Annotated in this window: 4 protein-coding genes; 1 reads left to right on the forward strand and 3 read right to left on the reverse strand. The window is 59.5% G+C overall.

All coding sequences use genetic code 11. The annotated features are described in order from the left end of the window. Positions 1-81 precede the first annotated feature (81 nt). A complete protein-coding gene (locus ACA070_RS25705; protein WP_497448847.1) occupies positions 82-6,351 on the forward strand; it encodes a calcium-binding protein in 6,270 nt (2,089 codons plus the stop codon). A gap of 110 nt (positions 6,352-6,461) precedes the next feature. Here the strand turns inward: ACA070_RS25705 and ACA070_RS25710 are convergent, their stop codons facing one another. From ACA070_RS25710 to ACA070_RS25720, 3 genes are all read right to left on the reverse strand, one after another. Beyond that, positions 6,462-9,200, reverse strand: coding sequence for a winged helix-turn-helix domain-containing protein (locus ACA070_RS25710; protein WP_497448848.1), 2,739 nt, complete (start codon positions 9,198-9,200; stop codon positions 6,462-6,464). A 384-nt stretch (positions 9,201-9,584) separates the two neighbouring features. Further along, on the reverse strand, positions 9,585-10,949 hold the full coding sequence (locus ACA070_RS25715) for a DUF1329 domain-containing protein (protein ID WP_497448849.1): 1,365 nt from the start codon (positions 10,947-10,949) through the stop codon (positions 9,585-9,587). Between the two features lie 28 nt (positions 10,950-10,977). Further along, positions 10,978-12,864 carry a DUF1302 domain-containing protein gene (locus tag ACA070_RS25720; protein WP_497448850.1) on the reverse strand — a complete coding sequence of 629 codons (1,887 nt, stop codon included), beginning with the start codon at positions 12,862-12,864 and terminating at the stop codon, positions 10,978-10,980. Positions 12,865-12,919: the final 55 nt, after the last annotated feature.

Consider the following 12,919-nt stretch of genomic DNA (forward strand, 5'->3'; position numbering starts at 1 on the left):
ATGGCACTATTTATCATGCAAAATTGCAGATTGTAGCGGCCACATTCAGGAAGGGTCGCAACCTACTCCCAGGAATTTCACATGCCACGTCCCACTGGTTATACAGATAGCTTGTCTTCTTCGCTGACCGGTATTAAAGCCGTTGACAGTTTAATCTCCGGCTTCCAATGGGAAAGCTCCAAGTGGTGGATGCCTGGGGCTGTGACCAATCTGACGTACAGTTTTATATCACCCGCCATCTCCAAGTTCGCCTACAACTACAGCCCCTACAATGAGTACAAAGACATGTACGCATTGACGGCTGCGCAGCAGACGGCGGCCACCGGGGCACTCGCCTCATGGAGTGCAGTCGCCAACATCACCTTCCAGCTGACCACCGATAATACATTCAACGTGGGCGATCTGCGCTTCGGTGGTTACACGAAGCTGGACGACGATTCGGCAGGCTGGGCCTATTACCCCTCCGACGACCCCGTTGGCGGCGATGTCTGGATCGGACCGAACACCAACGACCTGACGCCTGATAAAGGCAGCTATGACTTCATGACGTTTATCCATGAAATTGGTCATTCGATAGGCCTCAAGCACTCGTTCGCGCCGGGTGGTTTAAACTCGATCACGCTCGATCCGGCGCTGGACGACGTTGCGTTTACCGTCATGAGCTACAACAATAATTACTCTTATCTGCCCACTACCCCAATGGTGCTCGACATTCTGGCGATCCAGAGTCTTTATGGCGTCAATAACTTTTGGATGACAGGTAACAACGTTTACTCCTGGGCCCCCACCCAGTCGGTGTTCGAAACCATCTGGGACGCTGGCGGTAACGATAGTATCGACGCCAGCAATCAGTTGGCCGCAGTGCGCATCAACCTCAACGAAGGTCAGTTCAGCCAGATCGGCAAAGCGTTCACCGACCAGAATGGCGATGCTTTCAATGAAGGGCTGGCGATTGCCTATGGCGCCAAGATTGAAAACGCCTATGGCTCGGCTTTTGACGACTCGCTGATCGGCAATGCACTGAGTAACTTGCTCAATGGCATGGCCGGCGCGGACACAATGGATGGCGGGGCTGGCAATGACAGCTACATCGTCGATGACGTCGGCGATGTGGTCATCGAACGCGGCGCATCGACTTCGGAAATCGACACGGTCTATTCCTACATCGACTACACCCTGGGCAGTAACCTCGAGAACCTGATACTGGTGGACGGGGCCAACCTCAACGGGACCGGCAACGGTCTGAACAACGTGATCACCGGCAACTCCAGCAACAACATCCTGGACGGCGGCATCGGTGCCGACTACCTGGCTGGCGGCACCGGCAATGACACCTACATCGTCGACAACATCAACGACGTGATCGTTGAAACCAGTACCCTGGCCGGCGAAATCGACACCGTGCGATCTTCGTCGAGCTTCACCTTGAGCAACAACCTGGAAATCCTCACGCTGACCGGCACGGCCAACACCTATGGCATCGGCAACGCCCTGAACAACGTGATCACCGGCAACGATGGCAACAACCAGCTTAACGGCGGCGCCGGTCTGGATACCCTGATCGGCGGCAAGGGCAACGACGACTACGGCCTTGATCAGGCCGGCGAACTGGCCCTGGTCCAGGAAAATGCCAACGAAGGCATCGACACCCTTTATGTTACCTACGCCCCCACTGCACAGACCAGCACTGTCGACCTGAACCTGAGCAACCTGCACAACGTCGAAAACGTGCTGTTGCTCGGTACCGGAGCCTTTACCGCGCTGGGCAACGACCTGAACAACACCCTGACCGGCAACAGTGCCGACAACGTCCTCAATGGAGGCCTCGGCGCTGACCTGATGATCGGCGGCGCCGGCAACGACACCTACGTCGTCGACAACATCGGCGACGTGATCAGTGAGACCAGCGCCCTGGTCAGCGAGATCGACACGGTCTCGTCCTCCTTCGATTACACCCTGGGCAGTAACCTCGAGAACCTGACACTGTTGGGCGCAGCCAACCTCAACGGCACCGGTAATGCTCTGAACAACGTGATCATCGGCAATACCGGCGACAACATTCTGGACGGCGGCATCGGTGCCGACTACCTGGCTGGCGGCACCGGCAATGACACCTACATCGTCGACAACACCCGCGATGTGATCGTTGAAACGAGCACCCTGACCGGCGAGATCGACACCGTGCGCTCCTCGGCGACCTTTACCCTGAGCAACAACCTGGAAGTTCTCACACTGACCGGCGCGGCCAACATCGATGGCATCGGCAACGCCCTGAACAACCTGATCACCGGCAACGATGGCAATAACCAACTCGTTGGCGGCGCGGGCCTGGATACCCTGATCGGGGGCAAGGGCAATGACGACTACGGCCTCGATCAGGCCGGCGAGCTGGCCCTGGTTCAGGAAAATATTAACGAAGGCACCGATACGCTCTACGTCCTCTACAACGCCACTGCACAGACTGATGTCGTCGACCTCAATCTGAGCAACCTGCACAACGTCGAGAACGTGCTGTTACTCGGTACCGGCGCCTTTACCGCGCTGGGCAACGACCTGAACAACACCCTGACGGGCAACAATGCCGACAACGTCCTCAATGGTGGCCTCGGCGCTGACCTGATGATCGGGGGGACTGGCAACGACACTTATGTCGTCGACAATATCGGTGATGTGGTCAGTGAGACCAGCACTCTGGTCAGCGAAATCGATACCGTGCGCTCTTCGGTGACCTTCACCTTGGGCGCCAACGTGGAAAACCTGACGCTGACCGGCGCGGCCAACCTCGATGGTATCGGTAACGCCCAAAACAATGTGATCACCGGCAACGATGGCAACAACCAGCTCGTTGGCGGCGCCGGTCTGGATACCCTGATCGGTGGCCAGGGCAACGACGACTACGGCCTTGATCAGGCCGGCGAACTGGCCCTGGTCCAGGAAAATATCAATGAAGGCACCGATACGCTCTACGTCCTCTACAACGCCACTGCACAGACTGATGTCGTCGACCTGAACCTGAGCAACCTGCACAACGTCGAAAACGTGCTGTTGCTCGGTACCGGAGCCTTTACCGCGCTGGGCAACGACCTGAACAACACCCTGACCGGCAACAGTGCCGACAACGTCCTCAATGGTGGCCTCGGCGCTGACCTGATGATCGGCGGCGCCGGCAACGACACCTACGTCGTCGACAACATCGGCGACGTGATCAGTGAGACCAGCGCCCTGGTCAGCGAGATCGACACGGTCTCGTCCTCCCTCGATTACACCCTGGGCACTAACCTCGAGAACCTGACACTGTTGGGCGCAGCCAACCTCAACGGCACCGGCAACGCCCTGAACAACGTGATCATCGGCAATACCGGCAACAACATTCTGGACGGCGGCATCGGTGCCGACTACCTGGCTGGCGGTACCGGTAACGACACCTACCTCGTCGACAACATCCGCGACGTGATCAGTGAGACCAGCACTCTGGTCAGCGAGATCGATACCGTGCGCTCTTCGGTGACCTTCACCCTGGGCAACAATCTGGAAAACCTCACGCTGACCGGCGCGGCCAACATCGATGGCATCGGCAACGCCCAAAACAATGTGATCACCGGCAACGATGGCAACAACCAGCTCGTTGGCGGCGCCGGTCTGGATACCCTGATCGGTGGCCAGGGCAACGACGACTACGGCCTTGATCAGGCCGGCGAACTGGCCCTGGTCCAGGAAAATATCAATGAAGGCACCGATACGCTCTACGTCCTCTACAACGCCACTGCACAGACTGATGTCGTCGACCTGAACCTGAGCAACCTGCACAACGTCGAAAACGTGCTGTTGCTCGGTACCGGAGCCTTTACCGCGCTGGGCAACGACCTGAACAACACCCTGACCGGCAACAGTGCCGACAACGTCCTCAATGGTGGCCTCGGCGCTGACCTGATGATCGGCGGCGCCGGCAACGACACCTACGTCGTCGACAACATCGGCGACGTGATCAGTGAGACCAGCGCCCTGGTCAGCGAGATCGACACGGTCTCGTCCTCCCTCGATTACACCCTGGGCACTAACCTCGAGAACCTGACACTGTTGGGCGCAGCCAACCTCAACGGCACCGGCAACGCCCTGAACAACGTGATCATCGGCAATACCGGCAACAACATTCTGGACGGCGGCATCGGTGCCGACTACCTGGCTGGCGGTACCGGTAACGACACCTACCTCGTCGACAACATCCGCGACGTGATCAGTGAGACCAGCACTCTGGTCAGCGAGATCGATACCGTGCGCTCTTCGGTGACCTTCACCCTGGGCAACAATCTGGAAAACCTCACGCTGACCGGCGCGGCCAACATCGATGGCATCGGCAACGCCCAAAACAATGTGATCACCGGCAACGATGGCAACAACCAGCTCGTTGGCGGCGCCGGTCTGGATACCCTGATCGGGGGCAAGGGCAATGACGACTACGGCCTTGATCAGGCCGGCGAACTGGCCCTGGTCCAGGAAAATGCCAACGAAGGCATCGACACCCTTTATGTTACCTACGCCCCCACTGCACAGACCAGCACTGTCGACCTGAACCTGAGCAACCTGCACAACGTCGAAAACGTGCTGTTGCTCGGTACCGGAGCCTTTACCGCGCTGGGCAACGACCTGAACAACACCCTGACGGGCAACAATGCCGACAACGTCCTCAATGGTGGCCTCGGCGCTGACCTGATGATCGGGGGGACTGGCAACGACACCTACGTCGTCGACAACATCGGCGACGTGGTCAACGAGACCAGCACTCTGGTCAGCGAGATCGATACCGTGCGCTCTTCGGTGACCTTCACCCTGGGCAACAATCTGGAAAACCTCACGCTGACCGGCGCGGCCAACATCGATGGCATCGGCAACGCCCAAAACAATGTGATCACCGGCAACAATGGCAACAACCAGCTCGTTGGCGGCGCCGGTCTGGATACCCTGATCGGTGGCCAGGGCAACGACGACTACGGCCTTGATCAGGCCGAAGAGCTGTACCTGATCCAGGAAAATGCTAATGAAGGCACCGACACCCTTTACGTCACCTACGCCTCCGTGACCCAGCCCACGGGCCTTCCCAGCATGGTCGACCTGAACCTGAGCAACCTGCACAACGTCGAGAACGTGCTGTTGCTCGGCGCCGGCGCGTTTACGGTAATAGGCAACGACCTGAACAACACCCTGACCGGCAACAGTGCCGACAACGTCCTCGATGGCAGCCTCGGTGCTGACCTCATGATCGGCGGCGCCGGCAACGACAGCTACAGCGTCGACAACGTCGGCGATGTGGTCGTCGAGACCAGCACCCTGAGCAGCGAAATCGACACTGTCTATTCCTTGATCGATTACACCCTGGGCAGCAACGTAGAGAACCTGATGCTGGTGGGCAGCACCAACCTCAACGGCACCGGCAACGCCCTGAACAACGTCATCAACGGCTACATCGGCGACAACCTCCTGGACGGTGGCCTCGGCGCTGACCTGATGAACGGCGGCGATGGCAACGACACCTATATCGTCGACAACATCGGTGATGTGGTCGTCGAGACCAATACCTTGGCCGGAGGGATCGACACCGTGCGCTCTTCGGTGACCTACACCTTGGGCAATAATCTGGAAAACCTCACGCTGACCGGCGCGGCCAACATCGATGGCATCGGCAACGCCCAAAACAACGTCATCACCGGCAACGATGGCAACAACCAGCTCGTTGGCGGCGCAGGTCTGGATACCCTGATCGGTGGCCAGGGCAACGACGACTACGGCCTTGATCAGGCCGGCGAGCTGGCCCTGGTCCAGGAAAATATCAACGAAGGCACCGATACGCTCTACGTCCTCTACAACGCCACTGCACAGACCAACACTGTCGATCTGAATCTGAGCAACCTGCACAACGTCGAGAACGTGCTGTTGCTCGGCAACGGGGCCTTTACAGCGCTGGGAAACAGCTTGAACAACACCCTGACCGGCAACGCCGATGCCAACGTTCTGAACGGCGGCGCGGGTACAGACACCCTCATCGGCGGCGCAGGTGCCGACAGGTTTGTTTTCAGTGCTGTGAACGAAATGGGCACAGGCGCCAATCGTGATGTCATCACCGACTTCAGCAGTCTGCAGGGCGATAAGATTGATCTGACGAAGTTCGACGCCGATTTGCTGAGCGGTGGCTTCAACGGCTTCACCTTCATTGGTGCCGATGACTTTACCGGTGCAGGACAGCTGCGCTTTGTCGACCATGTGCTTTCGGGCAACGTCAGCGGCAACGCCGGCGCAGACTTCGAAATCCAACTGGTGGGGGTCAACACCTTCAGTGCCCACGACCTGGTGGCCTGACGGTTTCATCTTGAGAGCAATACCCGATCTGTCAATCAGACCGGGGGAGCAAACAAAACGCCCCGACTGGTTCGGGGTGTTTTGCTGTGGTGAGGTCGCTTTATCTTCAGCTAGCCCAACACGCCCAACGCCTTCGCCCGAGCGACCGCCTGTGTACGCCGTTCGACGCCCAGCTTGCTGTTGATATGGCTGGCATGGGTTTTCACCGTGTGCAGCGAAATAAACAGTTGATCGCTGATTTCCTGATTCGAACAGCCCTGGGCGATCAGTCGCAGGACGGCCATTTCCCGCGCACTGAGTTGTTCCGCCGCCGCGGATGACTCTGTTGCGGGACGGGCTGTCACTGCCGGAAGTTTTTCCGAAAGGCTCAATGAAACGGGGGTCGGCACACCGAGTTGAAGTTGGTTACGCAGCCAGTCCGGGTGTTCAGCCAACAATCCGTCGAACGGTTGCAGGACGCCACCGGTTGCCGCTTCCAGAGCCTGGACCAGCGCCTTGCGAGCCTCTGGCTCACGGCCGCCCGCCAGCAACAAGGCAATTTTCTGCGTCAGCGCCATCACGCTGAGCATTTGCCGTCCCGATTTCTGCCCATGCTCAAGCAACGCGTTCAAACGCCCCTCGGCCAGCATCGGTTGCCCCTGAATCACCTCCAGCAAGGCTTGCTGCAATTCGATATGCAGCGGCAGCTGTGGATGGAATTCCGGCGGCGCTGCCGCGTGCTCACCGTTGTAGGTCTGGCCGAGTCGCGCCAGCCAGGCTTCGGCCAGATCGGTACGCCCCTGAGCCAGCCAGAGTTCGCATTTGACCAGGGTGATCATCGCCAGATAGTAAATCGGCGGCACATCCCAGATGTGCATCAGGCGTTCAGCTTCAGCGAGTTCGGCGAAGGCTTTGGCGAACTCGCCGCTGCTGCCCTCAAGCCGGGCGATCACACAATGGCCAATCAAAACGCTGATATCGCGACAGGCTCGGGCTTCACTCAACCCGGCTTGTAAACGGGCCCGTGCGGCTTGCGGTTGCAAGCGCACGGCCAGCAAAAAGCCCTCGTACAAGGTCAGGCGCGCACGCACGGCGTATAGCCGTTGTGGGGATAACCCTTGCAGACGTTGCAGGCCCTGACGGACTTCTTGCAGTGAGCGCATGATTTCCCCCCGCGCTTGCAGCACTCGCGCGCGGTCGTAATGGGCCAGCGCTTCGAACAGCGGGTTGCCGACGCGTTGCGCCAGTTCCAGCGATTCGCGGTTCAAGCTGCGTGCACGCCACAAGTCGCCGTCGGCGATCGCCAGGTTGGACAGGGTTGAAAGACACATCAGCCGTTGCCCGTAGCGCTTGGCCGGCAGGCTCTCCAGTGCTTCGGCGCAGTAGAGTTGCGTGAGCGCGCGATTGCCTCGGCCCCGGGCGATGATGCCGCTCAGGGCCAGCCATTGCGCCAGCATGGACTTCTGCGCGGTGGCCGACGGGGCTGGCAGGAAGCGGCTCAAGTGGGCCGCCAGTTCCTCGGCCGCGTCCAGCTGACAGGCCAGCCCCAACGCCCAGCTGTAAAGCACGATCAGCCGCGGCGTGCTGATGAGCAGGCTGTCGGGCAAATCCATTTTCCAGCGCAGCAGCATCCCGACGTTCTGTTCGGCGAGCAGTTGTTCTTCAGAGAGGTTTTGCACCAGGTTCGCCGCGACGTCCAGGTGCCCGGCGCGTAACGCCTGCTCCACCGCCTCGTCGAGCAACCCCTGAGCATTGAACCAGCGACAGGCGCGCAGATGCAGGCTGGCGGCCGGCACTATCGACTGAGCGGTGGGCCGGGTACGCAGCAGGTCGGAAAACAGGTGGTGATAGCGATACCAGTGGCCGTGTTCGTCCAACGGCACCAGGAACACCTGGTGCGCCTGAAGGAAACGCAGAATTTCGGCACTGTCATGGGCCTCGCGAACCGCATCGCAGAGGTCGCTGCAAAAGCGTTCCTGAGGCGCGGTGTCGTAAAGGAATGACTGCACTTCGGCGGGCAGGCAATCGATGACTTCTTCGAGCAGGTAATCGCGAATCAGCCCTTCCCCGCCATGCAACGACTGCGGCAACGCACTGTCGGTGCCCGCCTCGGAGGCCGCCAGCAACCAGAAGCGCAGACCGGCGACCCAGCCTTCACTGCGCTGGATCAGGTTTTCCAGTGCCTCGCCACGCAAGGAACTGCTGTGTCGATCCAGCAACGTGAGGGCTTCATCGTGGGTCAGTCGAAGGTCCTGCTCATGCAATTCGAGCAGTTGCCGCGACAGGCGCAAACGCGCCAGGTGCCAGTCCGGACGCTGTCGACTGGTCACCATGACCAGCAAGCCATCGGGTAAATGATTTAGGAAAAACTGCAGGCAGCGATCGAGCACCGGGCCCTGGGCCAGATGATAGTCATCCAGCACCAGCAGCAAAGGCGTCATCGGCGAAAGGTGGATGGCCAGCTCATCAAGCAAACCGTCGAGCCATTCTTCGAAGGCGAATGGCTGATGGCGTTGACGCATTTTCAGCAGGCCCAGGGCCTGGCTGCCGAGCTTAGGAAAGTAATCCTGAAGACCTTCGAGCAAGCGCTCGAGGAAACGGCCCGGATCGCTGTCTCGCGGACTCAACCCCAGCCACAGACTTTGCCAGTGAGCCGGCAAGCCCTGACAGAACTCCACTGCCAACGAACTCTTGCCAAACCCCGCCGGTGCGCTGACCAGCAACAGCCTGCCACCGAGCCCCGCACTCAGGCGCTCGCACAGACGAGGCCGCAGCACATGGCCGTCGGGCAACGGGGGCCGAAAAAAGCGCCCGTCCAGTGCCGTGACGGCAACACTTGCGGGGCCCGGGAGTGGGGACAGATCAGTCATGGCCGGCTCTTGTTTGAATTGCGGGTGGCGGCGTTGCAGATGTCCGCAGACTATCGGTAAACGAAGAGGGAATGAAGGTTATTGCTACAAATGGCTACAAAAAGAATACAAGCAAAGGTGTCGGCCAAACCCGACTGCCACACCTGACCTGAATTCGACCGTAGCAGCTGTCGAGCTTGCGAGGCTGCGTTCGGCTGCGAAGCAGTCGTAAAACCATGCAACGCGCTCTGCCAGACAAACCGCGTGCACCAAATTTGCGAGGACTTCGTCCTCGGACGCAGCCTCGCAGGCTCGACAGCTGCTACGAGCCTTAAGTGAACAGCAAAAAAAACGCCCCGAACCAGTCGGGGCGTTTTCGAGGGTGCGGCCTCTGTTCAGTTCAGGTTAGCGAACCCCGTCCTGACGCAGTGCAGCGGGTGTGAAATCGCTGGTGGTCGCGGTGAAACCGAAGTCATAGGCCGACTTCTCTTCGTTCTTCATGCCCAGCGCCAGGTAACGGCCCGATTGCAGGTCGTACAAGGTTTCCAGGGTGTACCAAGGCACCTGAACGTTGTAGTAGTTCTGGGAGTGAGCTTCCGCCACACGCCACAGTTGGTTACGACCGTCGTAGTGGTCGATCACCGCGGCTTGCCAGGTGTCTTCGTCGATGTAGAAGTCACGCTTGGCGTAGATGTGACGCTGACCTTCCTTCAAGGTAGCCACCACATGCCAGACCCGGCGCAGCTCGTAACGAGCCAGGTCCTGGTTGATGTGACCGGCCTTGATGATGTCGTCGTACTTGAGTTGCGGCGAGTCGAGCTTGTAGCTGTCGGAGGCAATGTACATCTCTTTCTTGCCTTCGAGCTTCCAGTCGTAACGATCCGGTGCACCGTTGTACATGTCCAGGTTGTCGGAGGTACGCAGGCCGTCGGCTGCGGTACCCGGCCCGTCATAGGACACTTGTGGTGCGCGACGCACACGACGCTGACCGGCGTTGTAGACCCACGCCGAACGTGGTTCTTTCACCTGGTCGAGGGTTTCGTGCACCAGCAGCACACCACCGGCCAGACGTGCCGGCGCGGTCACTTTCTGCTTGAAGTAGAACAGGATGTTGCCCGGGTTCGCCGGATCGTAATCCTTCATCTTGTCGCGGAACACGAACTGGTCCTGGAAGTACACCAGGCTGTACGAGCCGTTCGGCTGCGGCGTGGCCTGGGTCACCAGACGGGTCACGCTGCCACCGCGATAGCGGGTGATGTGGTTCCAGATGACTTCGACGCCGGTCTTCGGAATCGGGAATGGAACTGCGGTTTCGAAATTCTCCAGACCGTTGCCGCCGGACACCAGGTTAGTGGTGGTGGCGTTTTTCTTGATGGAGGCAAACACGGCATCCGGCACGGTCGCACCGCGATGGGACGGGTAGACCGGCATCTTGAAGGTTTCCGGGTAGCGCTTGAACATCGCGTACTGGCCCGGAGCGAGTTTGTCCTTGTACTGGTCGACGTTCTGCGCAGTGATGGTGAACAGCGGTTTTTCACTGGCGAACGGGTCAGACAGGAAGCCTTTGCTGTCGACGGTGCCGGCGTTTTTCGCCATCGGTTTCCAGGCCGGGATCGAACCGTCGGCGTTACCCGCCATCTCGGCGCCCATCGGCGTCAGGCTCTTGCCCAGTTTGTCCGCTTCGGCGGCAGGCACTGCCGCCATGACGCTGGTCGCCAGCAGCGAAAGCCCCAGAACACCGGCGTGGAACAGACTCTTTGTTATTTTCATATGTGTGTTCGTCCTGAAAAAACAGTGCTTAGAAGTTCACGCCGACGCTGAGCGCAACGAAGTCGCGATCATCTACAGTGGTGTACTTGCCGTCGAAGAAGTTGGTGTACGCCAGGCTCGCGGTGTAGGTGTTCTGGTATTCGGCATCGACGCCCAGGCTCACCGCTTTGCGACCTTCCTCGAAGTTGCCGCCAGGGCCAGGCGAGTAACCGTCTACGTCGTGGGACCAGGCCACGTTCGGCTTGAGGTTCACACCGGCGAACACGTCGTTGTATTCCCAGATGGCACGACCGCGGTAGCCCCACGAAGTGGCCGTGGTGAAGCCTTCGTCGTTGCAATTGCGGCTGCGGTTGTTGGTGGCAGTACCTGGACCGGCACCGGCGATGGTGCTGGAGTTAAGTGCCACGCAGGTGTTGGCACCGCCGGTGGCCGGCAACTCGCCAGGACCGTAGACCGGATCACGGCCATAACGGACATTGGAGGTGCTTTCCAGACCGCCGACGTGGGTCACGCCCACTTCGCCCACCAGGGTCAGGCGGCTGGCGCCCATGACCTGATCGAAGAAGTGCGTCAGGGTGGTCTGGAACTGGGTGATTTCCTTGCGGCGATAGCCGTGCAAGTCCTGACCCGGTACGCCGGTGAGCAACGAAGCGTTGGTCAGCGCGCCGCCCAAAGGACGTACGCCCGCAAACAGAATGTCGGTGGAGTTGAGTTGCACCGGTGCGTTCGGACGGTAGCTGACTTCACCGCTCCACGCCGTACCAGTAGGCAGGGTGGTGGAGAAGCTCAAGCCGTACAGGCGGATGTCTTCCGGGTACTCGACGAAGTAGTTCGAGTTACCCGCGACAACCAGTGGCGCCAGCGCACGCAGCTGTGCTGGCAAAGCTGCCACCCGGGCATAAGTCGATGTCGGGGCACCGGTTGCGCTGAAGATTGGCGCCCGGCTGTGGTAATTCATGAAATAAGCGCCGAACTCGGTGTCCAGCGGCTCGAACATGTATTTGAGGGACGCGCCCCACTGGCCGCTGTCGCGCGCATCGCGATCCGGACCACGGCGTACCAGCACGCCTTCGTTGTCGACGTTGACACCCAGCGCAGTCAGCGTCGGCAGGGCGGCGGCGGGAATGGTCGAGCGTTTGTTCAGCACGCGCAGGTTGTTGTCGCAACCGTCGGCAATGATGTCGGGCTGGGAGAAGAAGGTCCCGCAGTTATCGACGACGGTCTGGTCCCATTCCAGCTGGTAGAAAGCTTCGGCCGAGAGCGTATCGGTCAGGCTCTGCGACACGTAGAACATGTTGACCGGGATCAGGCCTTCCTTGATCTCGGCACCTGGACGACGGAACGCGGACACGTCGATCGGGTTGATCGAGTTGATACCGCCGCCGATGAAGGTACTTTCACCCCAACTCACTACTTGCTTGCCCAGACGCACGGAGCCCGGCTGATCGGCAACGGAGTAGTTGTGGTAGACGAAGGCGTCGAGGATTTGGCCGCCGGAGGACTTGGCGCCTTCCTTGCGGTTGCTGTCGCTGATGTCCTTGAACGGACGGCTTTCGTCTTTGAGCTCGAAGTCGTACCAGTATTTGCCACGGACGAAAACGCCAGTGTCGCCGTATTTCAATTCAAGGTCATGGATGCCCTTGAAGATCTTCGAGAAGGTTTTCCCGCTCTCGAAGTTCAAGTGACCGTCATCGGAAGTCTGTGAGAGGCCGCGACCGCCGTTGTTGACGCCGATGAGGTTCTTGTTGGCACTCTCGGTAGACCAACTGGCACCGATCGACAGGGATGAATCGAACTGACCTTCGATTTCACCAACGTTGAAACTGACGCCGAATGCTGGCCCGGCGAGCGTAGAGGCAAGACTGACCGCCAGGGGCAGTTTCGCCCGGCGCCAGAACTGGTTTACTGATGTCATCGACGCTACTCCATGTGCATTATTGTTATGGCAGTGAGTACTTCTAAAAACGCTG

Source organism: Pseudomonas sp. LBUM1678, from assembly GCF_059695575.1.